Origin of the sequence: Halococcus morrhuae DSM 1307 (assembly GCF_000336695.1) — an archaeon.
GTDB classification, from domain to species: domain Archaea; phylum Halobacteriota; class Halobacteria; order Halobacteriales; family Halococcaceae; genus Halococcus; species Halococcus morrhuae.
In genome coordinates this window covers 55332-78440 of sequence record NZ_AOMC01000096.1, presented here as the reverse complement: position 1 = coordinate 78440, position 23109 = coordinate 55332, and the positions used below count along the sequence as shown (strand labels likewise).

General features: G+C 66.3%; 25 protein-coding genes and 1 pseudogene. 14 read left to right on the top strand and 12 right to left on the bottom strand.

Annotation, left to right across the window (positions count from 1 at the left end; translation table 11 throughout):
- The first annotated feature begins 68 nt into the window (after positions 1-68).
- Positions 69-1418 carry a sulfatase gene (locus C448_RS07385; protein ID WP_004053344.1) on the top strand — a complete coding sequence of 450 codons (1350 nt, stop codon included), beginning with the start codon at positions 69-71 and terminating at the stop codon, positions 1416-1418.
- 819 nt (positions 1419-2237) lie between these two features.
- On the opposite strand, the gene C448_RS07380 is transcribed toward C448_RS07385, so the two are convergent.
- From C448_RS07380 to C448_RS07370, 3 genes are all read right to left on the bottom strand, one after another.
- Entirely contained in the window at positions 2238-3197 is a 960-nt protein-coding gene (locus tag C448_RS07380; protein ID WP_004053343.1) for a permease, read from the bottom strand.
- 1 nt (position 3198) lies between these two features.
- A complete protein-coding gene (locus C448_RS07375; protein WP_004053341.1) occupies positions 3199-3582 on the bottom strand; it encodes an ArsR/SmtB family transcription factor in 384 nt (127 codons plus the stop codon).
- Between the two features lie 367 nt (positions 3583-3949).
- Complete coding sequence (locus C448_RS07370) at positions 3950-4750, bottom strand: polyprenol monophosphomannose synthase (RefSeq protein ID WP_004053339.1); 801 nt, start codon at positions 4748-4750, stop codon at positions 3950-3952.
- 128 nt (positions 4751-4878) lie between these two features.
- On the opposite strand from C448_RS07370, the gene C448_RS07365 reads away from it, so the two are divergent.
- Positions 4879-5418: a PH domain-containing protein gene (locus tag C448_RS07365; protein ID WP_004053337.1), complete on the top strand. Its 540-nt coding sequence runs from the start codon at positions 4879-4881 to the stop codon at positions 5416-5418.
- A gap of 1 nt (position 5419) precedes the next feature.
- Complete coding sequence (locus tag C448_RS07360) at positions 5420-5662, top strand: hypothetical protein (protein ID WP_004053335.1); 243 nt, start codon at positions 5420-5422, stop codon at positions 5660-5662.
- Position 5663: 1 nt separating this feature from the next.
- On the opposite strand, the gene C448_RS07355 is transcribed toward C448_RS07360, so the two are convergent.
- Both C448_RS07355 and btuC read right to left on the bottom strand, forming a co-directional pair.
- A complete protein-coding gene (locus C448_RS07355; RefSeq protein ID WP_004053333.1) occupies positions 5664-6884 on the bottom strand; it encodes a heme ABC transporter ATP-binding protein in 1221 nt (406 codons plus the stop codon).
- Positions 6881-7851, bottom strand: a pseudogene (btuC, locus tag C448_RS07350) (vitamin B12 ABC transporter permease BtuC). The gene C448_RS07355 and the pseudogene btuC overlap by 4 nt, the downstream one beginning before the upstream one ends.
- Before the next feature lie 61 nt (positions 7852-7912).
- On the opposite strand from btuC, the gene C448_RS07345 reads away from it, so the two are divergent.
- From C448_RS07345 to C448_RS07335, 3 genes are all read left to right on the top strand, one after another.
- Positions 7913-9166, top strand: coding sequence for a PGF-CTERM-anchored ABC transporter substrate-binding protein (locus C448_RS07345; protein WP_239640544.1), 1254 nt, complete (start codon positions 7913-7915; stop codon positions 9164-9166).
- A gap of 65 nt (positions 9167-9231) precedes the next feature.
- The gene (srp19, locus tag C448_RS07340; RefSeq protein WP_004053327.1) at positions 9232-9510 is read left to right on the top strand and encodes a signal recognition particle subunit SRP19; all 279 of its coding nucleotides are present in this window, start codon (positions 9232-9234) and stop codon (positions 9508-9510) included.
- Complete coding sequence (locus tag C448_RS07335; RefSeq protein WP_004053325.1) at positions 9507-9728, top strand: H/ACA ribonucleoprotein complex subunit GAR1; 222 nt, start codon at positions 9507-9509, stop codon at positions 9726-9728. The genes srp19 and C448_RS07335 overlap by 4 nt, the downstream gene beginning before the upstream one ends.
- 2 nt (positions 9729-9730) lie before the next feature.
- Here C448_RS07335 and C448_RS07330 read toward each other — a convergent pair whose 3' ends face one another.
- Positions 9731-10597, bottom strand: a complete 867-nt coding sequence (locus C448_RS07330; protein WP_004053323.1) for a YihY/virulence factor BrkB family protein — start codon at positions 10595-10597, stop codon at positions 9731-9733.
- A 95-nt stretch (positions 10598-10692) separates the two neighbouring features.
- On the opposite strand from C448_RS07330, the gene C448_RS07325 reads away from it, so the two are divergent.
- Positions 10693-11703, top strand: a complete 1011-nt coding sequence (locus tag C448_RS07325) for a presenilin family intramembrane aspartyl protease PSH (protein WP_004053321.1) — start codon at positions 10693-10695, stop codon at positions 11701-11703.
- On the opposite strand, the gene C448_RS07320 is transcribed toward C448_RS07325, so the two are convergent.
- The 5 genes from C448_RS07320 to C448_RS07300 all read right to left on the bottom strand — a co-directional run bounded on the left by C448_RS07320 (position 11700) and on the right by C448_RS07300 (position 15711).
- A complete protein-coding gene (locus C448_RS07320) occupies positions 11700-13154 on the bottom strand; it encodes an amidase (RefSeq protein WP_004053320.1) in 1455 nt (484 codons plus the stop codon). The genes C448_RS07325 and C448_RS07320 overlap by 4 nt on opposite strands.
- Before the next feature lie 56 nt (positions 13155-13210).
- Positions 13211-14221 (bottom strand): ornithine cyclodeaminase family protein, encoded by a 1011-nt coding sequence (locus C448_RS07315; protein WP_004053318.1) that lies wholly within the window; start codon positions 14219-14221, stop codon positions 13211-13213.
- Positions 14222-14285: 64 nt separating this feature from the next.
- The gene (locus tag C448_RS07310; RefSeq protein ID WP_004053316.1) at positions 14286-14525 is read right to left on the bottom strand and encodes a hypothetical protein; all 240 of its coding nucleotides are present in this window, start codon (positions 14523-14525) and stop codon (positions 14286-14288) included.
- Between the two features lie 156 nt (positions 14526-14681).
- Positions 14682-15098, bottom strand: coding sequence for a DUF3054 domain-containing protein (locus tag C448_RS07305; RefSeq protein WP_004053315.1), 417 nt, complete (start codon positions 15096-15098; stop codon positions 14682-14684).
- A 40-nt stretch (positions 15099-15138) separates the two neighbouring features.
- Positions 15139-15711 (bottom strand): class I SAM-dependent methyltransferase, encoded by a 573-nt coding sequence (locus C448_RS07300; RefSeq protein WP_004053313.1) that lies wholly within the window; start codon positions 15709-15711, stop codon positions 15139-15141.
- 74 nt (positions 15712-15785) lie between these two features.
- On the opposite strand from C448_RS07300, the gene C448_RS07295 reads away from it, so the two are divergent.
- From C448_RS07295 to C448_RS07275, 5 genes are all read left to right on the top strand, one after another.
- The gene (locus C448_RS07295; protein ID WP_004053312.1) at positions 15786-16340 is read left to right on the top strand and encodes a GNAT family N-acetyltransferase; all 555 of its coding nucleotides are present in this window, start codon (positions 15786-15788) and stop codon (positions 16338-16340) included.
- 319 nt (positions 16341-16659) lie between these two features.
- A complete protein-coding gene (locus C448_RS07290) occupies positions 16660-16881 on the top strand; it encodes a hypothetical protein (protein WP_004053310.1) in 222 nt (73 codons plus the stop codon).
- Between the two features lie 81 nt (positions 16882-16962).
- Complete coding sequence (gene fen / locus C448_RS07285; RefSeq protein WP_004053308.1) at positions 16963-17940, top strand: flap endonuclease-1; 978 nt, start codon at positions 16963-16965, stop codon at positions 17938-17940.
- A 31-nt stretch (positions 17941-17971) separates the two neighbouring features.
- Positions 17972-18220 carry a BolA/IbaG family iron-sulfur metabolism protein gene (locus C448_RS07280; RefSeq protein ID WP_004053305.1) on the top strand — a complete coding sequence of 83 codons (249 nt, stop codon included), beginning with the start codon at positions 17972-17974 and terminating at the stop codon, positions 18218-18220.
- Between the two features lie 53 nt (positions 18221-18273).
- A complete protein-coding gene (locus C448_RS07275) occupies positions 18274-19683 on the top strand; it encodes a class II fumarate hydratase (protein ID WP_004053303.1) in 1410 nt (469 codons plus the stop codon).
- A gap of 593 nt (positions 19684-20276) precedes the next feature.
- Here C448_RS07275 and C448_RS07265 read toward each other — a convergent pair.
- Positions 20277-20909: a nitroreductase family protein gene (locus tag C448_RS07265; protein WP_004053301.1), complete on the bottom strand. Its 633-nt coding sequence runs from the start codon at positions 20907-20909 to the stop codon at positions 20277-20279.
- 128 nt (positions 20910-21037) lie between these two features.
- Between C448_RS07265 and C448_RS07260 the strand changes: the two genes are divergently transcribed.
- On the top strand, positions 21038-21508 hold the full coding sequence (locus C448_RS07260) for a PH domain-containing protein (protein ID WP_004053298.1): 471 nt from the start codon (positions 21038-21040) through the stop codon (positions 21506-21508).
- Positions 21505-23076: a PH domain-containing protein gene (locus C448_RS07255; RefSeq protein WP_004053296.1), complete on the top strand. Its 1572-nt coding sequence runs from the start codon at positions 21505-21507 to the stop codon at positions 23074-23076. Before C448_RS07260 ends, C448_RS07255 begins: the two co-directional genes overlap by 4 nt.
- The last annotated feature ends 33 nt before the right edge of the window (positions 23077-23109 follow it).

Below are 23109 nucleotides of genomic sequence, written 5' to 3'. Positions count from 1 at the left end.
GTTCGGCGAACGGGTACTGTCGAGACGAATGGCAAAACAAATGGCCGGGCGCGTAGTGGTGACGACCAATGAAGACGCTGCTGTTGACCATCGATGCGTGGCGCGCCTCGCATGCCTCGTTCGCGCCCGATGCGGTGGGCGATCACACGCCGAACCTCGCAGCGCTCGCCGAGGAGGGGACCGTTTTCTCACAGGCCGTGAGTCACGGCCCGGCGACGCCCTACGCCTTCCCGTCCGTGTTCACCTCGACGCTGCCGCTCGATTACGGTGGCTACGAGCAGTTGAGCGACGAGCGGACGCTGGTGAGCGAGGCGCTGCAGGAGGCGGGTTGGAGCGCCGCGGGCGTCCACGCGAACCCGTGGCTCGGCGAGAAATACGGCTACGGCCGTGGCTACGACATCTACCGCGACGTCGGCGAGTTCGGCCTCCCCGGACTGGAGCGTGGGCGGCAGTTCCTGCTTGACAACTTCTCGCTCGATAGCCCCGTCTATCGGGCGGCGCAGTCGCTCTATCGAACGGTCCAGGGCCCGCTGCGGATGCTCGGTGGTGGCGACGCGGCCGAGATCGAGGTGGCGCGCGAGGCGCTCGAAAAGTCGAGCGACGAGACGTTCGTCTGGACGCATCTGCTCGAACCCCACGCGCCATACACGCCGCCGAAGCGCCACCGCGAGGCCGTCGGCGTGCCCGAAACCGACGCGACGCCCTCCCAGCTCGTCACGCGCGCCCAGCACAGTCCCGAGGAGTTCTCCGAACGCGAGCGCGAGGTCATCCGTGGGCTCTACGCCGCGTCGGTTCGCCACGCCGACGAGAAGGTCGGCAAGCTCCTCGATGCGGTGGACGACGATACCCTCGTGATCGTCTCCGCCGATCACGGCGAGGCGCTGTTCGAGCACGGACAGGTCGGCCACGAGCCGGCGCTGTACGACGAGCTCACACACGTACCGCTTCTCGTTCGTCCGCCGGGCGGTGCGACGACCGAACAGGTCGAGACGCAGGTGCGCCACATCGACATCGCGCCGACGATCCTGGATTACGCCGACGCCGAACGGCCCGATTCCTACCGCGGGCGCTCGCTTCGGCCGGCCGTCGAGGGCGAGGGGATCGACGAAAAAACGGCTATCTCGGAGGTCGCTTCTTCGGCGACCGAACCCGGCCGGCTCGCGCCCGACGAACTCCAGGTCGCGGTGCGCACGCCCGAGCGAAAGCTCATCCACGCCGACGGCGAGGTACTGGCCTTCGATCTCAAAGACGATCCCGAGGAGCGCGAGCCGATCACCGACCCGGTCGGCGACGACTGGGACGACCTCCGAGCGGTGCTCGACGACCGGCTGGCGACCATCGATATCGGCGAGAGCGCGGGTGTCGACCGCGACGAGGAGGTCCAGGAGCGCCTGCGGAACCTCGGCTATATCGACTGAGTGTGTGGCGGCTGCGCGGCAGCGGTGCCTTGGCGTCTCGGCGAGCGGAGCGAGCCGAGGCTCAGGAGAGTGGTTCGAAAGACGCTTCGCGTCTTTCGTCATTGTCGAGCAAAGCTCGACTTGCAGTCAGAACGTATCACGTTCTGACGACATCACGAGAGAGCTTCGCTCTCTCGAACGACTATGCTCTCCTGGAGGATGAAGGGCGAACGAGCGAACGCTAGTGAGCGAGTGAGGGCTTCTGCGGTGCTGTGCGGAGTGGACAACAGTCGTGTCCGCGCGAGTGCAACGAGCGCGGTTTGCCGCGAGTGAGCGGAGCGAACGAGCGGGTGTTTTTAGTCCAGGTTTTTGGAGAGGGTTTGACCGAGCGCCGCAGGCGCGAGGGAGGACCCTCTCTAAAAAAGTGGGGTTTTATAAGCTCCACTGCGGGTCGAGCGGTTCCCAGGTGATGGGATCGGCCTCGACCGGGCTGAGCCCCGTGTGGTCGTGACACGGCGCTCCAGGAACCGATACCTCGTGGAGACACGGCCCGTCCCCGGTGGGGCGAGCACAGACCGGCGTCCCCTCGTTGGTGGGGCAGACGGTGCTTGCCATATTTGGATAAAGGGTGACTGCAAGATGGCGTCAGGGCCTGCGCATGCTCGCCGTATATATCGGGATGTGGTCGCCTCCGGCTCGTTCTGTTTCGAGTGATCGTTTCATGCTTCGATCATCGTGTGACCACAATTCCTTCGAAGCCGCCGGACGAACTACCGTTTGCGTAGCCATCGTTGATAGACGATTTCCGTTCTTGACGGCGAATCTACCGCTGGATACGGGTCAGACGAGAAGTAGGTTGAACGTCGCACCGACGATGGTACCGATCGTGACGACGGTTCCGGCATACACGAGTAGCAGTCGGCGTTTGAACAACTTGTTCAGGAGGATCAGGTTCGGGATGCTCACGCCCGCGCCGCCGACGACGAACGCCAGCACCGTCCCGATGGCAATGCCTTGTCCGCTGAGCGAGGCAGCGATGGGCAACATCCCGCTGAGACTGACGTATACCGGTGCACCGGCCAGCGCGGCCAACGGTACGGCCAGTGGGTTCTCGGGACCGAGAACAGTTCGAAGAACATCGACGGGCACGACACCGTGGATTAGTGCCCCGATCACGATCCCGAGAATCAGATATGGAAGGGTGTCGACGAAGAACGACCACGCATCACGTGCAGCGCTCTCGACGTGTTGTCTGTGAGTTCGTTCCGTCCGCGTCGTCCCTCCTGCGCAGCAGTCGGCCGTCCCGCCGTCCGTTGCGATGGCCTGATCGGGATCGTCCGTGATACGGACCGTCTTGATCTGTTCGGTCAACCCCAGTCGCCCGATGACGAGTCCACCGATGACGGCCGCCACGAGCGTGATGACGACGTAATAGACCGTCACTTCGATGCCGAACAGCCCGACGAGCAACAACACGGCGATCTCGTTGACCAGCGGCGAAGCGAGCAGAAAGGAGAAGGCCAGTCCCAGCGGCGCACCCGCCTGGAGCAGTCCTGCCAGAACGGGGACGGTCGAGCACGAACAGAACGGCGTCACGGCACCCACTCCGGCGGCAGCGACGTTCCCCGAACCCTCGTCGTGCCCGCGAAGGGCTCGTTCGACTCTCTCCGGCGGGAGATACTCCTGGGCGAGGCCCACGAGGAACGACGCCCCGATGAACAGCGGGACGAGGAGCACCACGAGATGAATGAAGTAGTTCCACGAGTCGACGAGGCCGCTTTCGAGTCCTGCCGGAAGCATCTCAGGTGTCCTCCCATATCGCGCGCGCGAGATCGAGTAGTTCGAAGACTGCGGTATCGGCGATACGGTAGTAGCTCCACTTGCCCTTCTTCCGCGATTTGACTAACCCTGCTTTCTTCAGCTTTCGTAGATGGGTGGCGACCGTTGACTGCGGTGCGTCGAGCACGACCTGTAGCTCACAGCCACAGCACTCGGACTTGCGGAGTGTTTCGAGAACGCGAAGGCGATCCTCGTTGGCGAGCGCCTTGAAGACGGCTTCTTGATCGGCGACATTGCGTTCGGGTGGACGCGTGTCCCGCAAATCGGCGATCCGTGCTTCCGGATCGTCGTATAGTCGTGCGAGCGCGTCATACACCTCGTCGGGCGGTGATTCGGGTCGTGACATATTGTATTTTTGCACTATGTTTTACTCGCAGCAGCTCTCTGATCTCTCGTTCGTGGGGTCCGACGACATTTCTTCAACAGTTGAATCACAACAGTTGGCCCCCTGATCCTGTTTGTACCGTTCTGTAAGCCGATCCCAAATGCGATCGAGGGTGCTCTGCGGCATCACAATACATCGTACTTCTCCGATTTGTATGAAGGTTGTGGTGGTGATCACGGTCGCTGCGTTCGTCGGCGATGGACCGCCAGTTCCGAGCTCCGGCGCTCTGGACGGGCATCACGTCGGTCCGGCTGCCCAACAAAAACGGTGGCTTCGGCTTGTGGCCCCTCAGCAACGATCAGTTGTCAGTCGAAGCGGCCGTCGAGCATCAGTTCGTGTCGGGACTGCGCCGGAGCTGATAGATGTGTTCGAGGAATTCCCAGTATTCGTCGGCGCTGAGCTTCGACTCGCCACGTTCACGTTCGGTGAACACGTAGGGAATCTCGACGACGCTCTCGTAGTCGCATTTCATCAGCACTTCGAGCAGGATCTTGTAGCCGGTGGGCGCGAGCGCGACGTCGTCGATGAGCTCGCGCCGGATGGCGAAGAAACCGCTCATCGGGTCGGCGATGTTCCGTGTCGGCGGGAGGACGAGTTTGGTGATCGCCATCGCGCCGCGGCTGACGATCCGTCGGAAGCGCGACCAGTTCTCGACGCCGCCGCCGTCGACGTGGCGGCTGCCGATGGCGATGTCGGCCCCGTCGTCGAACGCCGCGATGAGCTCGGGTAGTTTCTCGGGTGGATGCTGGAGGTCGGCATCGATGACCGCACAGCACTCGTAGCTGGCTTCGTCGAAGCCCCTGGAGACGGCGGTTGCGAGTCCCGATTCCTCGGTACGGCGCACGATGCGGACCGTCTCGGCGTCCGCGTAGGAGTCGGCGACGAGCTGCCAGGTCTTGTCCGGCGAGTCGTCGTCGACGACGACGATCTCGAAGCGGTAGTCGGCGAGGGCGTCCCGGCAGCGCTCGACGACGCGCTCGATGTTCTCGCGCTCGTTGTACGTCGGGATGATGATTGAGACCGAGCGCCCGCGGCTCGCCGTCGCCTGCTCCTCGCGGCTGCTGTGTTGCGTTCCCGATCCGCTGTCGGGGGCGATTCCGCGGCCGCGTTGGCTGGGGCGGTCGGTCACGATGACTGCTCTCCACGCCCGGGGCTAAAAACCGTTAGCACTTCGGACGCGCCCTCGCTACGCGTTGACAGCCCGTAGACGGCCCGCGGACACAACCTGTAAGTCACTGCTCGTCCAGGAATCAGGGGATGAGTTCGGCAGCCGCAGCGAGCGACTGGGTACACCTGACGGGCGAGGAGCGGGTGCTCTGGGCCGGCATGCCGAGCCTCTATCCGGCGATCCCCACGTTCGCGATCGCGTTCGTACTGAGCATTTTCGGCGTCTGGCTCTTCCGCGACGGATCGCTCCCCGTGCTTCCATCGTGGCTCGCGCTCGTGCTCGTCCCGTTCGGCGCGCTCGTCGCTGCATGGGCGTATCTCTCGCGCTGGAGCACACGCTACGTGTTCACGACGAAGGCGATCTACGAGAAACGCGGCGTGCTCTCTCGAACGGTCACGCAGATCCGCTTCGATCGCATTCAGAACACCGCCTTCGAGCAGTCGATCGTCGAGCGTACCCTCTCGTACGGCGACATCGAGGTCTACACCGCGGGCACCGGCGGGGTAAACCTCTCGCTACGCGACGTTCCCGATCCCAAACGTGTGAACGCGCTCGTGACGACTCGCCTCGGCGAGACTGCTCGCGCGAAACGACCGGATCGCTCGACCGACGAGCGTCCCTCGGTGTAGCATGGCCGACGAACGATGGCTCGGCCTGCGGCCGCGAACGGCGACGCGACTGCTCGTCATCGGGATCGTCTTTCTCGGGCTGTTCGTCCAGTTTCGCAAGCCGCTCGCGACGCTCGCGGGACTGCTCTTCGATGGTGTTTCCGGGCGTGAACTGACGCTCGTGTTGCTCGCATTGCTCTCGGCGCTCGTTCCGCTGCTGATCGCCACCGCGATCGCCGACGCGCTCTACGATCGGTTCGGCTGAGTCAGTCGTCGGCCGGCGTCTCCAGCCGTCGCGGCTCGCCATCGAGTCGCGCCTCGACGCCCGCGACCAACTCCCCGATATCGGTGACGCGTGCGGTCTCGATATCCGTCGTGCGCTCGCCAGCGATTGCCTCGCCAGCAACTTCTCGGACGACGACCAGCCGTCGAGCGTGCTCGGCGAGCGCATGATTGGTTTCGTCCGTGCCGGCGAGTACGACGCAGTCGGCGGTCCGCACCGATTCAGTGACCTCTTGGCGAGCGGCACGACTGACCGGCGCGAACGGCGCTGCCGTGACGGTCTCGATGTCGTGTGCACGGGCGGCGTCGAGCGCTCGATCTCCATCCGGTAGGACGCCCGCCGAGATGGAGAAGCCGGCCGTCGCGAGCGCGGCGATCGCGCGGGCGGCGGTGTGACCACCGCCCAGAACGTGGACGTGTGCGTCACGGTCGGACTGTCTTTCCGTGACGGTGACGTCGGGCGTTCCGGTGACGGGATGGCTCGTCACCGTCGCCTCGGTCCCGAATGCGTGCTCGACGTGCTCCTCGGCGAGCACCGACTCGGGCGTGCCGGCCGCTAGGAGTTGGCCGTCGGCGACGAGCACGAGCCGGTCGCAGAAGCGCGCGGCCAGCGAGAGGTCGTGGATCGCACAGAGAGCGGCACGGCCCTCGGCGACGAACTCGCGGGCCAGCGAGAGGATTCGCACCTGATGATCGATGTCGAGGCTGGCAGTCGGTTCATCGAGCAGGAGGGCATCCGGGTCCTGACAGAGCGCGCGGGCGACGACGACGCGCTGGCGCTCGCCGCCGCTCACCGCGTCGATCGACCGGTCGGCGAAGCGCGCGACGTCGGTGCGTTTCATCGCCCGGTCGGCGTGTTCGCGGTCCGTTCGTGAGACACGCTCGAACCGCGAGCGGTAGGGGGTTCGCCCCATCGCCACCACGTCGCGGACGGGGAAGGCGAACGAGAGGCTCGTCTCTTGAGGGACGGTCGCCACTTGGCGAGCGAGCGCACGCGCCGAGAGTTCGGTCACGTCGTCGCCGTCGACTGTGACGCGGCCCGCTGTCGGTTCGAGCAGCCCGTTGATCGTCCCCAGAAGCGTGCTCTTGCCCGCGCCGTTCGGCCCGACCAGCCCGACGAGCTCGCCGCGTTCGACGGTGAGGTTCACGTCGGACAGGGCCTGGACGTCGCCGAAGGCAATCGAGAGCTCTTCGACATCGATCACAGCGCGTGCACCTCCCGGCGGCGGAGCAGATAGAGGAAGAACGGCGCGCCGACCGCTGCCGTCACGATCCCCACGGGGAGTTCGGCGGGGCCGGATCGCGCGAGCGTGTCCGCGGCGACGAGGAAGACGCTCCCTGCAAGCGCGCTCGTCGGGAGCAGGATCCGGTGATCGGGGCCGACGAGCAGGCGCATCACGTGGGGAACGACGAGCCCGACGAAGCCGATGACGCCCGAAACGGCGACCGCGCCGGCGGTCAGCACACTCGACAGGGCCAGCAGGATGCGCTTGCTGCGCTCGACCTCGATGCCGAGCGAGTGGGCTTCGTTCTCGCCGAGCAGGAGCACGTTGAGATCGCGCGTGTACGCCACGAGAACGGCGAAGACGACGAGTGCGACCGGCAGCGTAGTCATGACGTCGTCCCAGCCGGCGTTGTGGAGGTGGCCCATCAGCCAGTAGGTCACCCGTTCGAGGCTCTCGCCGGCGTTGATGAGCAGATAGGAGATGATCGCCCCAAGGAAGGTCTGTACCGCGACGCCGGCGAGCAGGAGGGTGGCAACGGGCGTCCGTCCACCCTCGGTAGCGATGAGATACACCCCGAAGGCGGCGATCAGCGCGCCGGCGAACGCCGCTCCCTGGAGTCCGAGGGCGAACGGCGTGGCGATAGGGAGGACGATCCAGGCGACCGCGCCCGTCGCCGCCCCCGTCGAGACGCCGATGATCGAGGGATCGGCCATCGGATTTCTGAAAAACCCCTGCATCACCGTCCCGGACGCGCCGAGAGCGAAACCGACGACCGCCGCGAGTGTGATCCGGGGCAGACGCAGGTCCATGACGATCGTCCGAGCGGTCTCGGGAACTGCGAACGAGAGCGAGGGGNCCCTCTGGTGAATCCAGCCGCTGGCGCTGGTGAACTCAGTCGCTGTACAGCCGTGCACCGTGCCGCGGCCGTCGCCCCCTCGCCGTCCATGAACCCAACTGCGCTTGGGTTAGATAAGTATTTATTGCATAGCACCGCAGGCTGGGAGTGTATGCTTCCGAAGACAGCGAGTGCGGTGTTGGTCGTATTGGTGATGGTTGCCGGCATCGGGCCGGCAGCGGCGTCGCCGGCCGCGATGGGATCGCAGCCGGCACAGACGGCGAGCTGTTCGTTCCCGGTGACGGCGACCGACGCGACGGGGACCGACGTTACCGTCGACGAGGAGCCCGAACGGATCGTTACGCTCCAGCCGAGCGCGGCACAGACGCTCTGGGAGATCGGTGCGCGCGACAAGGTGGTCGGCGTCTCCAAGTACGCCAGCTATCTCGACGGGGCCGAGAGCCGGACGAACATCTCCGGTGCGGGCCAGCAGTTCGTCAACGTCGAGAAGGTCACGGGTCTCGAACCCGACCTCGTGCTCGCGCCGAACACCATCCCGAACGAGACGGTTGAGACGTTGCGCGGTGCCGGGCTGACCGTCTTCAAGTTCGAGTTCGCGAGCTCGTTCGCCGATATCTCCTCGAAGACGAACCGGACGGGCCAGCTCGTCGGGGCGTGTGACGAGGCCGAGCGCACCGTCTCGGAGATGGAAACCCGCGTCGACGCGATCCGACAGGCGGTCGGTAACGAGTCCGCATCGGGCGCGCTCTACCTCCAGACCGGCAGTTTCGTGCCCGGCAACGGCACGTTCATCGGTGACGTCCTCACGACCGGCGGAGCGGAGAACCTCGCCGCGAGCGAGGGAATCGAGGGCTATCAGAAGATCAGCGCCGAGGTCGTCGCCAGTCAGAACGTCGAGTGGATCGTCACGTCGGATCGATCGATCGTTCCCGACGAGGCTCCCTGGTCCGGGACGACCGCGGTCCAGCGAAACCAGACGCTCGTCGTGAACGGCAGCTACATCAGCGAGCCGGCACCGCGGGTGATCCTTCCGCTGACCGAGATCGCCCGTAACCTCCACCCCGAGGCGATTCAGTCGGCGAACCTCTCCGAGACGTCCATCGGACAGGCGAACCGTAGCGCGAACGCGACGACCGCACAGCCGATCGCGGCCGACGGCGGCACCGTGACGACGAGTGCTGACGACGCTGCGACGAGCGCCGGTGACGGCGCGACGGCAGCCGCGACCGACGGCAGTGGTGCAGCCGACGACGCAACCGACGCGGACGTCGATGCGACCGACGCCGCCGCGACCGGCACCGCCGCGGACGCCACCACGACGAGTTCGGGAAGCGGTCCCGGCTTCGGCGTGACGGTGGCGATCGTCGCGCTGCTCGGCGCGGCACTGCTCGCCCGGCGGACGTAACGAGCGACTCGATCGGTGCGGTCCGGTTGCAAGCGGTTTAATTCCCCGGGTGGCGAACGGCGGGCATGGTCGAGAACGTCATCTGGCCGGCCTATCTCGATGCGTCACTGAGTCGCAAAGAGGGCCGGCGCGTCCCCCGCACCGTCGCCGTCCCGGAGCCGACCGTCGACGAGATCGCCAGCGCGGCCGGTCAGGTCGGCTACGACGTGGCGATCGAACGCGAGAAGACCTATCCGCGCGAGTACGAATCCAGGGGGCGCGTGCTCATTCAGGACGCCGACGACGACGGCAAATCCGATCTGCTCCAGGCGATCGCGGCCTACGTCAGCGCGCTCCGCGAATGAAACGCGCCGGCGAGGTCGTCGGCGTCGCACAGGGGATGGCGATCGTGCGCGTACCGGACGAGAACCATCCCGCCATCGGGACGCGACTGCTCGAACAGGACCTCTCGACCGCGGGCCAGGTCGTCGACGTGTTCGGCCCCGTCGAGCGGCCCTATCTCTCCGTCGATACGACGAACGGGCCGGCGGCGCTGCTCGGTGCACGGCTGTACAGCGACTGAGTTCACCAGCGCCAGCGGCTGGATTCACCAGAGGGTTCGAACGCGAGCGGCGCGTCGAACGGTTCGTCCTCGTCGCCGAGGTGGTCGGAACGCCCGGCGAGGACGACGTTGACGACCGCGCCGAGCAGGAGGACGACACAGCTGTAGTAGAGCCAGATGAGCACCAGCAGGACGCCGCCGACGATGCCGTAGGCGGCGTACTGGCCCGCGTAGGCGACGTAGAACTGGAAGACGAACTCCGTGAGCGCCCAGCCGAGCGCGGCGACGACGGTCCCGGGAATGACCTCGCGCACCGAGACGTCGACGTCGGGGACGAAGTAGTAGAGCGGCAGGAAGGTCACGGAGAGGCCGACGATCAACAGGAGCGTGCCGAACCGCTCGACGGTCGGCAGGATCGGGACGACCGCGAGCACGCCGCCGACGAGCACGACGGTGCCGACCGCCAGCCCGACCGCGACGAGCACGACGATCGCGTCCCGGAGCTGTTTGAGAAGTGATTTCGCCTCGGCGATCCCGTAGACCGCGTCGAAGGCGATGTCGAGTCCGCGAAAGAGTTTGAGCGCGCTCCACAACAGCGTGACGAGGCCGAGCGCCGAGGCCCCGGTCTGGCCGGACGGATCGGTGAGCACGTCCGAAAGCACCTCGCGCGCGCTGTCGGTGAGCGTCGATTCGAGCAGCCCCGTGACCTCCCTGGCGAACGCCTCGCCGCCGACGACCGAGGCGGCGATGAAGGCCAGAATGAAGAGTGGAATCAGCGAGAGGAAGGCGTAGAAGGCGAGGCTCCCCGCCATGAACGTGAGGTGGTTCTCGGTCGTTTCGGCGATCATCGCCCGCAGGACGACGACCGGGCGCGACGAACGGAGATTCATGCGACCCTCGTACAATGGGAGGGCTGCCGACGCCTAACTCTTCGCCTTCGCCGACACAACGAAACCCCGAAGGTCGCGCCCGGGGTTCGTGAGGTATGCACCAGCGCACGCGGGCGATCGCGGCCGGCGGGGCCACGGTCGTCATCTTTCTCCTCGTCCAGGCGGGCGCGGTCGCGCTCGCCGGTCCCTTCGAGAGCGCGGGCTATCGCGCCGTCGAGAACCCGTCGAACCCGACCAACAGCATCGCCTACATCGGCGCGATCCTCGTCGCGACGGCGGCGATGCTCGCGGTCATCAAGTTCGATCTCGACTGGCTGCTGCGCGGGTTCGTCATCCTCTCCAGTGGACTCATCTCCCTGTACGTCTTCTCGGTTCTCGCCCCGCCGCTCTCGATCGTCGTGGGTGGTGTCGCGATCAACCCGCTCGCGATCGGCCCTGCGATCGTGCTGGCGCTCGCCCTGCTCCTCTATCCCGAGTGGTACGTCATCGACGCCGCGGGCGTCGTCATGGGCGCTGGCGCGGCGGGCATCTTCGGCATCAGTTTCGGTCTCCTGCCGGCGATCGTCCTGCTTGCCGTTCTCGCGGTCTACGATGCGATCTCTGTCTACGGCACCGAGCACATGCTCGCGCTCGCCGACGGCGTGCTCGACCTCAAACTCCCCGTCGTGCTGGTGATCCCGCTCACGCTCTCCTACTCGTTTCTCGACGACGCGCCGGCGACCGACGGCGGGGACGAACGGGAGTCCGTCGAGGCTGACGGCGGCGATACCGACGAGACGAGCGCCGACCGCCCGGATGCCGACGATCGTGATGTCTTCTTCGTCGGCCTCGGTGACGCGGTGATGCCGGCCGTGCTGGTCGCGAGCGCCGCCGTCTTCTCGCCTGCCAAGCCTCTGTTCGCTGGCTTCGCACTCTCGCTACCGGCGCTCACGGCGATGGTCGGCACGGTCTGCGGGCTGGTCGTCCTGCTCTGGCTCGTGATGAAGGGTCGCGCACACGCCGGTCTGCCGCTCCTGAACGGCGGCGCGATCGGTGGCTATCTGGTCGGTGCACTGCTCTCCGGAATCCCGATCGTCCGCGCGCTCGGGCTCGGGCCGTATCTCTAACTTCCCTCGTCCGGCGGGTAGGCGTCCCGCCAGGGACGCACCCGTTCGAGCGCGGCGCTCGCGGCGAGCACCGTCTCCTCGGCGTGGCGGCGACCAACGATCTGAAGGCCGACCGGCAGCCCGTCGACGAACCCCGCCGGGATCGACGCGACCGGGTGGCCCGTGAGATTGAACGGCCACGTCAGACACCAGTCCACGACCGGGTTGGCGACCGACTCGCCGTCGATCTCACTGGGCCCGTCGCGGCCGTGCTCGAACGGCGGGACCGCGGCGGTCGCGCTGACGAGTAGATCGTGCTCGGCGAAAACCGACTCGACGGCGTCGTAGAAGGCGGTACGCGGGCGATCGGCCTGTTTGTAACCGAGCGCGTCCGAATCCTCGCCGATGGAGACCAACGTTGCCGTCGAGGACATGAGTTGCTCGCGGTCGTCCTCCCCGATCCGCCCATCAGATTCGAGACCGTCGACGAGCGCGGCGAACAGCACCGTGGTCTGCTGCGTGAACGCGTATCTAAGCTCCGACAGCGTACCTTCGTAGGGCGGATCAGCGTGCTCAACCTGTCCAACGACGCCCACGAGATCGTCCATCGCGTCGTCTAGTTCCTCCCGAACGCGCTCGGCGACGTCGAACAGTCCGAGATCGGGGCTGTACGCCACGGAGAGCTCGTCAGTCGCCCGATCGGTGGCCGCGCGGTAGTCGGTCGTGGGCGCGGGCAAGCTGTACGGATCGCTCGGATGCGGCCCAGAGAGCACGTCGAGTGCGATCGCTGCGTCCTCGACCGTGCGCGCGAGCGGGCCGCTGCTCGAAAACGGCGTCGCCATGCTGAAGGCGTCCGGTCTGAGCGCGTTCGGCACTCGACCGAACGAGGGTTTGATGCCGTAGATTCCGCAGTTGGCGGCCGGAATTCGGATCGACCCGCCAGTGTCGGAACCCTGTGCGAACGCCGCCAGCCCGTCGGCCACCGCCGCCGCGCTCCCGCCCGACGATCCTCCGGAGGTGCGCTCGGGGTCGAACGGCGTCCCGGTCCGGCCGTGCAGCGGGTTCTCGGTGACGAGTTTGTGACCGAACTCGGGCGCGTTCGTCGTCCCGAGCACGATCGCCCCGGCGCGTTCGAGCCGTTCGGTGACGACCGCGCTCTCGTCGGGGACGAACTCGCCGACCGCCGCCGAGCCCATCGTCGCCGGCACGCCCGCCTTGAACCCGAACAGATCCTTGAGCGCGATCGGCACGCCCGCGAGCGGCCCGGGGTCCTCGCCGCGGTCGATCGCCGCCTCGATCTCCGCGGCGCGCTCGCGGGCATCCTCTTCGATGACCGTGACGTAGGCGTTGGTCACGTCGTTGCGCTCGGCGATACGATCGAGATAGGTGTCGACGACGGCGACCGGCGAGCGCTCGCCGGCCCTGATCTCCTCCGCGAGTCCTGCTGCCGACACGAACGGAACCTCTGGCATATCGACCACTCTCCCGCCGGTGATTAGTCTCTTTCCCCGGACACACCGGGCGCTTCCTATTCGCCGGTGAGTGCCTCGCTCGCCAGGGCGAATTCGAGTTCGGTACCCAGATCCTGCTCGCGGGCCTTCTCGTAGAGCATGTACGCGGCAGCGACGGTCTCGATGCCGGTTCCGCCCGAATCGAAGACGGTGATCTCGTCGTCCGATTCGCGGCCCGGTACCTCGCCGGCGACGACCTCGCCGAGCTCGCCGTGGACGTCGTCCTCGCTCACGACGCCCTCCTCGACGGCGTTGATGAACGAGCCGGCGTCGTTCATGACGCGCTCGCGCAGGTCGGGGACGTACTTCGCGCGTTCGATCGTCGTCGCGTCGAGCTCGTGTTTCACGTCGTCGTACTGTCCCATCGCGGTGACGTGCGCACCGTCTTCGAGCACGTCGCCGTCGAAGACCGGCTCGGAACTGTTCGTCGCGGTGATGACCACGTCCGCGTCCTCGACGGCGGCGGCGCTGGAGGCGACGGCCGCGACGCTCGCCGAGAGTTCCTTGTTCATCGACGCGGCGAAGGACTCGCGGTGGTCGGTGGTCGGCGAGTAGATGCTGACCGTCTCGAACTCGCGGACCGTGGCGGTCGCCCGGAGCTGACCACGCGCCTGCGCGCCGCTGCCGATGATCGCGAGCGTCGTGGCGTCCTCGCGCGCGAGCGCATCGACGCCGGTCGCGCCGGTCGCGCCCGTTTTGAACGGGTTGAAGCTCGCACCGTCGAGCAGCGCGAGCAGTGCGCCCGATGCCGCGTCGAACAGCGAGAGTACGAACTGGGCGTCCTGCCGGCCGAACCCCGCCGCGTACATGTAGCCACCCATCGCGCCCGTTTCCGGGAGGATGGCGCTGTAACCAGTGAACATCCCCGGTGGCTCCTCGTTCATGAGCTTCGTGCGCAGCGCCGCTGGTGCGCCCTCGCCGCGCTGGCGGTAGCCCTCGCGCACCGCGGCGACGTACTCCGCTGGCGTCGCGAGCCCGGCACACTCCTCGCTCGTCAGAAACAGGGTTCCGTCGGTGTCGTCGGCCATATCTCGGCAACGCGCGGCGAGTGCTTATGGCTGGTGGCTCGTGAGAACGGGAGAGAAGACGGGTTCAGTCGGCGGAGTTGATCTGGCTGTCGGGGGTGGCGTTGACGGCCGGTGAACCGGACTGCGGTGCGGCCGACGCGCCGGGTGCCCGAACGAACATGCCGTGGCCGATGAGCGCGACGGCGACGCTTGCGGCGATCGGCACCGCGAGCGTGAATGAGACGCCGACGGCGGCGAGAACGGCGGTGATCCCACCCAGTGCAAGCGGGATGAGCCCGAGCAAGAGATCGTAGTACTGAGTCATTATACATCATTGTAGGACAGGGACCCACATAAGTGTTTCCCATAGGTGGGGTGTGAGCGAGAGATACGAACGCAGCTATTTACCAATACTACATCTGTAAGTTATGAGGTCACGAGACCGCCCACGATGGCGAATCGCCGACGGAAGAAACGCTTCTCAGCGGCTGAGATAGCCGACAGCGGCCCGCCACGGGACCAGCAACATGAGCCCGACGCCGAGCGAGACGAACATGAACGTCACCGCGAAGTCGCCGTGGAACGTCGCCGTGGAACGCAGTGCCTGTCCGACGACCACCGCGCCGATCCACGCGAGCGCGGTCCGGACGACACCGCTACGCAGCGATCGGTAGATCCGTGGCGCGTACACACCGGCGAGAACTGACGCGATCGCCCAGCCGATGAGGAAGGGGAGCGCGGTTCCGACGACCCGTCCCGGTTGGGCGAGGAGGTCGTAGCCGTGCTGGAGCTCGCCGATACTGACGAACAGGAACACGAGCGCGATATCGCCGAAAGCGATCGCGAGCGTTCGCGGCGAGGCGTCGACACGCGTCCGCAGCGATGCGGCGGTGCTCATACGCCTGCCTCGGGGTGCGAGAGGTATGTAGGGCTCGCTTTCACCGCTTGACGCCCGCGACGGTGAAGCCGAACCCGCGATCCGGAATCGCTGCGTCGAGTCCCGTGCGCTCGACCGCCCTGGCGAGCTCCTCGGGCGTGAAGAACTCCGAGTCGAACCCGACGATGTGCTCGCCGGCGGCCAGCGCCTGGCCGCGGACGGTCGCACGGTTGAACTCCCGGCAGACGACCACGCCGCCGGGTCGGAGCACCCGTTCGGCCTCGGCGAGCGCACCGGCCCGGTCGCTGATATGGTGGAGCGCGTCGACGATGACGACCGCATCCACGCTGTCGTCGGCGACCGGCAGCGTCGCCCCGTCACCGCGGACGCAATCGAGCCCGACCCGTCGCGCCTCGGCAAGCATCTCCCCCGCAGCGTCGACGACGACCCGTTCGGGGCTGTCGAGAACACGTGCCGCACGTCCTGTCCCGCCGCCGACGTCGAGGGCCCGGTCGATATCACGGTCGGCGAGGGCGAGTCCCGCCCGGAGCGCGCGCTCGTTGGTCGCGGGCGAGAATCGCTCGTAGTAGCGCGCGACCCGCTCGAAGAGCGCGACGTCCCCCGGCGCGTGCATGGCTCCCTCTCGCACCGGCCGGCGCTTAAATCGTCCGGCGCAGGGCCTATGTCGATTCGCCGTCGAATCCGGGCATGGAATACGCGGTTGACGGCTGGCCGGCCGACGAGCCGACGCTCCGGCTCGACTACCGCGAGTTCGCCTACGCCGGCAAGTTCGTCATGTCCTCGACCGGCAAGGCCGTCGTCCGCGACGCGCGCGAAGAAACCGACGGCAAGTGGGACGATGGGATCATCGCGGCGATCGCGTTCAACGAGGACCGCACCGACCCCGACACGCTCTGGTTTCGCTATATCACCGTGCGTGCTGACCGCCGCCGCGATGGGCTCGGTCCGCGCCTCGCGACGTTCACCGCCGAGCGCGCCCGCGACCGCGGCTACGACCGCCTCCGGATCGCGGTCAACAACCCCTTCGCCTACGAAGCGCTCCACAAGGCCGGCTTCGGCTACACCGGTCGGGAGACCGGCCTCGCCGAACTCGTCCTCGAACGCCCCGGCGATCGCTCGACGGCGACCTACCAGTCGGGTCTCGACGTCTATCGCGGGCGTGACCTCACCGAGGGCGAAGAGAGGTTCCTAGAAGCACGGAGCGATGCCGACCCGCCATCGGTAATCGCTGCGCCGGAATAATCGTTCGTCCCTGATCGAGGGCGACCACCGTGCTACAAACATAACGAGTTGTGACGACTTCGTCCGAACGAATCCCGGCTCAAACGAGAATTGCAATCCACCCCCTCCCCAACCGACTCGCTCTGCTCACTTCGTTCGCATCACTCATCCCTCGCACGCCGATCCACGCTCGGTGCTCGCTGGCGAGGCGCTCACTCCGTTCGCACCTCGCTTGGCTCGCACACGAGCGCGAGCGCGCGCCAACTGCAACCGAACCCGGGCGTGGGTTCTCCGATCGGCGGGGAAAGACACATGTTGCGACCGCACACAACGAGACGAAATGTCGCCGAATTCGTCGGGAACCGAGGGGTTGCTCGGCTCGCTCCGTCGCGCGCTGCTCGGTGGGTTGCTCGGGATCATCGCGCTCGTCTCGATCGGTATCGCGATACGAGCGCTGCCGTCCGGCAACTATCTCGTGGGTGTGGGTTCGGCCGCTCTCGCCGTCGGTGCCGTCGCGTGGATCGTCTCTCTGTTCGTCACGGGGTATCGGAGCGCAGCATAGCGGTTTTCGTGATCGCTGGCACGTCCTGGGAGAACGTCGGTAGTCGGGGGATTCAAGCGCTGCTCTCGCCTACGGCTGGCAATGGGAAACGCAGACCTCCGCCAGCTCGCGGCCATCGAGCCGATCGAGTTCTCCGAACTCGCCGGCGCGACGGTGGCGATCGACGCGCACAACTGGCTCTATCGATATCTCACCACCACTGTCAAGTGGACCAGCGACGCGGTCTACACGACCGCCGCGGGCGAGGAGGTCGCGAACCTGGTCGGCATCGTCCAGGGACTGCCCAAGTTCTTCGAGCACGACATCACCCCGGTGATGGTCTTCGACGGCGGCGTCACCGAGCTGAAGGCCGACGAGATCGAGCAGCGACGCGAGCAAAAGGAGAAAGCCGCAAAGCGGGCCAAGGAAGCGCGCGAGGCGGGCGACGCCGTCGAGGCCGCCCGGCTCGAATCGCGCACCCAGCGACTGACGACGACGATCCACGAGACGACGCGCGAACTCCTCGACCTCCTCGACGTCCCGATCGTGGAAGCACCGGCCGAGGGCGAGGCGCAGGCCGCCCACATGGCCCGCACTGGGACTGTCGATTACGCCGGCAGCGAGGACTACGACACCCTGCTGTTCGGCGCGCCGCACACACTCCGCGACCTCACCAGCAAGGGCGATCCCGAATGTATGGCGCTCGACGCGACCCTCGACGAGCACGACCTCACCTGGGAGCAGCTCGTCGACGTCGGTATTCTCTGCGGGACGGACTTCAACGACGGCGTGTCGGGCATCGGGCCGAAGACGGCGGTGAAACTCGTCGGCGAGCACGGTGATCTTTGGGCGGCGCTCGAAGCGGAGGACGCCTACATCGAGAACGCCGACCTCGTCCGCGAGCTCTTTCTGAACCCGGACGTCACCGACACCGACTTCGATCCCGCAATCGAGCCGGATCTCGACGCCGCCCGTACGTACGTCACCGACGAGTGGGAGATCCCCGCAAGCGAGGTCGAGCGCGGGTTCGAGCGCATTCAGGAGAGCGTCGTCCAGTCGGGACTCGATCGCTGGACGTGAGGGTTTTACCGCGGCCGCACTCCTCTCGGGTATGGACACGGCTGACGTCGAGCGACTCATCGAGGACGACATCGAGAACGCCGAGGCGACCGTCACCCGACCGCGCGGGGTCGAGGACGACCATCTCGCCGCGGTGGTCGTCGCGCCAGCCTTCGAGGACGAGAGCGTCTTGGACCAGCACGAGCGCGTCTACGACGCCCTCGGCGACCACATGACGACCGACATCCACGCGCTCGAACTGACGACCTACACGCCGGGGGAGTACGCCGCCGAGGAGTGAGAGTGCCGCCGGTTCCCGTGAGTTTTATCCACCCCGGCGCGAAGCGGACGTACATGAGCGATGATTACAGAACGGAGTCCGATAGTTTGGGCGAGATGGAGGTCCCGGCGGAGGCCTACTGGGGCGCACAGACCCAGCGCGCCGTCGAGAACTTCCCCATCTCGGGCATCACCTTCGACCGACGGTTCATCCGCGCGCTCGGCACGGTGAAAAAGGCCGCCGCCCAGGCCAACCGCGAACTCGGCCTCGTCGACGAGGAGATCGCCGACGCCATCATCGACGCTGCCGACGAGGTCATCAACGGCGAGCACGACAGCCAGTTCCCCGTCGACGTCTTCCAGACCGGGTCGGGTACCTCGACGAACATGAACGCCAACGAGGTCATCGCCAACCGCGCGAGCGAGATTCAGGGGGCCGAGGTCGGTTCCAATACTGTGCACCCGAACGACGACGTGAACTTCGGCCAGTCCTCGAACGACGTGATCCCGACCGCGATGCACGTCGCCACGCTCGAAGCGATCCAGCGCGATCTCGTGCCCGCGCTCGAAACCCTCCGGGCGTCCCTCGGCGAGAAGGAAGCCGAATTCGATACGGTCGTGAAGACCGGACGCACACATCTTCAGGACGCGACACCCGTCAGACTGGGACAGGAGTTCGGCGGCTACCGCACCCAGATCGACAAGGGCATCTCGCGGGTGAGTCGCACGACCAGAAACCTCTCGGAACTCGCCCTCGGTGGGACGGCGGTAGGCACAGGATTGAACACCCACCCCGAGTTCCCCAAGCTCGCCGCCGACTACATCTCCAGCGAGACGGGACTCCCTTTCGAGGAGGCGACCGACCACTTCGAGGCCCAGGCCGCCCATGACGCGATGGCCGAGACCCACAGCGCGCTGCGTACCGTCTCCGGCTCGATGCACAAGATCGCCAACGATCTCAGACTGCTGGCCTCTGGTCCCCGGAACGGCATCGGCGAGATCGACCAGCCCGAAAACCAGCCGGGCTCGTCGATCATGCCGGGGAAGATCAACCCCGTCGTCGCCGAGGCCGTGAATCAGACCCACGTCCAGGTCGTCGGCAACGACGCCGCCGTCGCCACCGGCGCGGAGAACGGCCAGATCGATCTCAATCTCTACAAACCCGTCATCGCCTACAACACGCTCCAGTCGATCGAACTGCTCGCGAACGCGAGCGAGGCGTTCGCCGAGAAGTTCGTCGACAACCTCGAAGCCAACCGCGAGCGCTGCGAGGAGCAGGTCGAGCGCAGCATGGCGCTCGCCACCGCGCTCAACGCCCACATCGGCTACGACGACGCGAGCACCGTCGCCAAGGACGCTCTGAAGCAGGAGAAGACCGTCCGCGAGGTCGTCGTCGATGAGGGTTATCTCGACGAGGGCGAAGCTGCGGAGGTCCTCGACGCGGGTGCGATGACCGAGCGCGGGATTCCGGGTCGCGAGGAGTAGCTCAGTTCGCACGGAGTTATATAATATCCATACACTATTAATTCTAGATCGTACTATAATTGTAAACGAAAAAACCATAGAAACCATCTCTGGGGATTGATTTCTACCACTTCCAGTAAATCAACCAAACAGTAGGACTCGGAATGTAGAATACCATCGAAAGAACAATACCCAAGAAAGGCTGTAAGCTGAACAACAATATTATGACTATACTTTCTATCTCGATTCGTCGGGCCACTTTTCAAGGATATCTCGTGTTTTTACTCGGGATGTTGCTCATCGTTGAGAACGTTCTGTCGGCACTCACGACCGGTGATTTCTACACTGATATTATCGGTATCGCTCTCGGTCTTTTCGCAATCGGGGGCGGTGTACTCAGCTATCTCAGACCGGAACAACTCTCTCGTGGAACTGAACCTGCCCCGACCTATCTGTACGTTATCGCGGGCATAGCTACTGTGGCGTTCGTATTCTGGATATTCTTTATGCTACAGGGGTAAGACTGCGCTATCACCTTTGCTGGCTTCTTGTCTGTACTGATCAGATCAAGGTTCTCATATCGCAGGCGTGCTAACCGTTCATCGTATGGATTTTCAGTTCGGCGTGAACTCGCCGGCGAAGACGATCTCGTCGAGCGGCTTGCGCTGGTTCGGCTGCTCGTCGTCGGGTGCACTGCTCTCGTCGTGGACGCCGATGGCAGCCATCGCCTCGACGGCGTATTCGTCGGTGAGGGAGAACAGTTCGCGTGCGCCGTCGTAATCGAACCCCTGCATCCCGTGGACGACGAGCCCGCGGCGCGCACCCTCCAGGGCGAGGTTCTCCCACGCCGCGCCGGCGTCGAACGAGTGGGTCGGCGCGTGCTCGCCGTTGTGGTCGAAGGTCGTCTTCGAGAGCACGACCACGAGCGCCGCGGCGTCGCTCGCCCACTGACGGTTGCCTTCGGCGAGCAGCTCCGTGAACGCCTCCCAGCGATCGTCGTCGGGTGTCGCGTAGACGAACCGCCAGTGCTGGTTGTTGTACGAGGATGGTGCCCAGCGCGCGGCCTCGAACAGCGCGAGCAGTTCCTCCTCGTCCAGTTGCTCGCCGGTCATCGTCCGCGGCGACCAGCGGTTGACCAACAGCGGATCGACGTCGTAGTTCGGATCACGGTTGTCGTCGACGGCCGCCCGCAGTCCGTCACTCGTCGAGCCGGCACCGGCGATCTCGGGGTCGCTCGTTCGTTGCATCGTATCGCCCGACGTAGCCGCTACGCACGGACAAATCCACCGATAACGTTCCGTCGATTCGACGGGCGGGATCGACACCGCCCGCGCGGAGGCGGCGGTTTATGTGGGGAGGGGCCGGTGTTCGTCGCATGGAGCGGCTCGATTCGCGCGTCAGGATCGTCTGGCTCGCGAGTGCGCTCGTCGGTGGCTTAGTGGGCAGCGCGCTCGTGGGCGCAGCCGGACGCTTTTTCTTCGATAGCGGCCTCTGGATCGTGCCCGTCGCGTTCGTCGTTCTCGCGGTTCTCGGAGCGGGCTACGAACTCGCCCGCTATCGGATCTGGCGGTTCGCGATCGAGGACGACGCCGTCACGCTCGAACGGGGCGTCCTCACCCGCGTGACATCGGTGGTACCGTTCGTCCGCGTCCAGCATGTCGACACCCAGCGCGGGCCGATCGAGCGCCTCGCCGGCCTGTCGAGCGTTGTCGTCTACACCGCCGGCTCGCGCGGTGCCGACATCACCATTCCAGGACTCGCGCCCGAGCGTGCCGACGCGATCAGGGAGCGACTGCGCCGGCTCGCCATCGAGAGCGAGCCGGGCGGGCCGGAGGACGCGGTGTGAAACTCCACCAGCTCTCGCTGGTCTTCCGGGCGCTGCCGCGCGGCGTCCAGCTCGGCTCGTTCGGCTTCTTCGCCGTCACGGTCGTGACGACGACGGTGGCGGCGGTGCCCGGCTGGTTCGCCCTCACCGTCGCAGCGACGATCGGTGGCTTCCTCGCCGGCGTGGGCTACGAGTTCCTCTACTACCGCCGGTTCGAGTACGAGCTCACGACCGACACGCTCGATATCGGCTCGGGCGTGCTCTCACGGCGCGAGCGCGAGATCCCGATCAGGCGGATACAGAACGTCGATATCTCGCGGGGGATCGTCCAGCGTGCGCTCTCGATCGCGGCCGTCGGCATCGAGACCGCCGGCGGCGGCGGCGAGACGGAAGCCGACCTCCGCTACGTGAGCTACGAGGAGGCCAAACGCCTCCAGCGCGACATCCGACGGCGCAAGCGCGGCGCGAGCGACGAACCGACGATCGCCGACGAGGACGAAAGCGAGGTCCAGGGCGAACTGCTGTTCGAGCTCACGCCCCGAAATCTCGTCCTGCTGGGACTGGTCGCACCGGATCTCCGGGCATTCCTGCCGGTGCTCTTCTTCGCCGTCCCCACCCTCGGCATTTCGATCCCCGATCTGCTCGCCGAGAGCGGTGCGTTCGGCGTCGGGCCACGCGGGGCGGCGCTCGCGGTCGTTTCCTGGGTCGGCACGGCTGCCGTGACCGCTGCACGCTACTACGAGTTCCGCCTCACTCGCTTCGGCGACGAACTCCGCTACGAGCGCGGCCTGCTCTCGCGCTACGACGGCTCGATCCCGATCGACAAGATCCAGCAGATCGACGTCCGGGAGAACGTCCTGATGCGCCGGCTCGGCTACGGCTCGCTTGCCGTCGAGACCGCCGGCTACACGCCCGGCGAGGGGCCGTCGGGCGGCTCGGAGGCTGCAATCCCGCTGGCCGAACGCGGGCGCGTGCTCGACTTCGCGCGCTCGATCGACGGGTTCGCCTTCGACGAGCCGGCGTTCTCCCGTCCACCTCGCCGGGCACGTCGGCGCTACGCCGTCCGCTATGCGCTCGTGATCGCCCTCGTCACGGGCGTGCTGTACGCGCTTGATGCCGGCCTCGCGACGGTCGTCGGCCGTCCGCTCGGCGGCAACTGGGGCGCAGTCCTCGAATTCTGGTACGTCCCACTGGTCGCGCTCGCCGTCGTCCCGTTCGCCGCCCACTACAAGTGGTGCAATCGTGGCTACGACGTCGGAGCGGAACACGTCCTGACGCGCAACGGGTTCTGGCGGCGCACGATCGCCGTCGTGCCCGCCTACCGTGTCCAGACGGTGATCCAGACCGCGACGCCGTTCCAGCGCTGGCGATCGCTCGCGAGCGTCGCCATCGACACCGCCGGCTCGCTGTCGGTGACCGATCGCGGCGCACGTGCGGTCGATTTCGACGCCAGCGAGGCGACCACCCTCCGCGAGACGGTCCGCCGACGGCTCGGCGAGAGCCTCACCCTGCGCCGCGACGTTTCGACCACGAACGATCCAGCCGACAACGTCCCGAGTCGGACGAGTGGCGACGAAGACCACGCGTGAACGTGATTCGTGGCCCGTGATCACCGCTCGACG

Excerpts from the sequence above, each read along its gene's own strand:
- C448_RS07305 (WP_004053315.1), bottom strand. The coding sequence starts at position 15,098 with ATGAGCACCGCCGCATCGCTGCGGACGCGTGTCGACGCCTCGCCGCGA.
- C448_RS07345 (WP_239640544.1), top strand. The coding sequence starts at position 7,913 with ATGCTTCCGAAGACAGCGAGTGCGGTGTTGGTCGTATTGGTGATGGTT.
- C448_RS07365 (WP_004053337.1), top strand. The coding sequence starts at position 4,879 with ATGAGTTCGGCAGCCGCAGCGAGCGACTGGGTACACCTGACGGGCGAG.
- C448_RS07280 (WP_004053305.1), top strand. The coding sequence starts at position 17,972 with ATGGACACGGCTGACGTCGAGCGACTCATCGAGGACGACATCGAGAAC.
- C448_RS07260 (WP_004053298.1), top strand. The coding sequence starts at position 21,038 with ATGGAGCGGCTCGATTCGCGCGTCAGGATCGTCTGGCTCGCGAGTGCG.
- C448_RS07330 (WP_004053323.1), bottom strand. The coding sequence starts at position 10,597 with ATGAATCTCCGTTCGTCGCGCCCGGTCGTCGTCCTGCGGGCGATGATC.
- C448_RS07385 (WP_004053344.1), top strand. The coding sequence starts at position 69 with ATGAAGACGCTGCTGTTGACCATCGATGCGTGGCGCGCCTCGCATGCC.
- C448_RS07320 (WP_004053320.1), bottom strand. The coding sequence starts at position 13,154 with ATGCCAGAGGTTCCGTTCGTGTCGGCAGCAGGACTCGCGGAGGAGATC.
- C448_RS07275 (WP_004053303.1), top strand. The coding sequence starts at position 18,274 with ATGAGCGATGATTACAGAACGGAGTCCGATAGTTTGGGCGAGATGGAG.
- C448_RS07265 (WP_004053301.1), bottom strand. The coding sequence starts at position 20,909 with ATGCAACGAACGAGCGACCCCGAGATCGCCGGTGCCGGCTCGACGAGT.
- fen (WP_004053308.1), top strand. The coding sequence starts at position 16,963 with ATGGGAAACGCAGACCTCCGCCAGCTCGCGGCCATCGAGCCGATCGAG.
- C448_RS07310 (WP_004053316.1), bottom strand. The coding sequence starts at position 14,525 with ATGACTCAGTACTACGATCTCTTGCTCGGGCTCATCCCGCTTGCACTG.
- srp19 (WP_004053327.1), top strand. The coding sequence starts at position 9,232 with ATGGTCGAGAACGTCATCTGGCCGGCCTATCTCGATGCGTCACTGAGT.
- C448_RS07335 (WP_004053325.1), top strand. The coding sequence starts at position 9,507 with ATGAAACGCGCCGGCGAGGTCGTCGGCGTCGCACAGGGGATGGCGATC.
- C448_RS07300 (WP_004053313.1), bottom strand. The coding sequence starts at position 15,711 with ATGCACGCGCCGGGGGACGTCGCGCTCTTCGAGCGGGTCGCGCGCTAC.
- C448_RS07295 (WP_004053312.1), top strand. The coding sequence starts at position 15,786 with ATGGAATACGCGGTTGACGGCTGGCCGGCCGACGAGCCGACGCTCCGG.
- C448_RS07375 (WP_004053341.1), bottom strand. The coding sequence starts at position 3,582 with ATGTCACGACCCGAATCACCGCCCGACGAGGTGTATGACGCGCTCGCA.
- C448_RS07325 (WP_004053321.1), top strand. The coding sequence starts at position 10,693 with ATGCACCAGCGCACGCGGGCGATCGCGGCCGGCGGGGCCACGGTCGTC.
- C448_RS07315 (WP_004053318.1), bottom strand. The coding sequence starts at position 14,221 with ATGGCCGACGACACCGACGGAACCCTGTTTCTGACGAGCGAGGAGTGT.
- C448_RS07290 (WP_004053310.1), top strand. The coding sequence starts at position 16,660 with ATGTCGCCGAATTCGTCGGGAACCGAGGGGTTGCTCGGCTCGCTCCGT.
- C448_RS07360 (WP_004053335.1), top strand. The coding sequence starts at position 5,420 with ATGGCCGACGAACGATGGCTCGGCCTGCGGCCGCGAACGGCGACGCGA.
- C448_RS07380 (WP_004053343.1), bottom strand. The coding sequence starts at position 3,197 with ATGCTTCCGGCAGGACTCGAAAGCGGCCTCGTCGACTCGTGGAACTAC.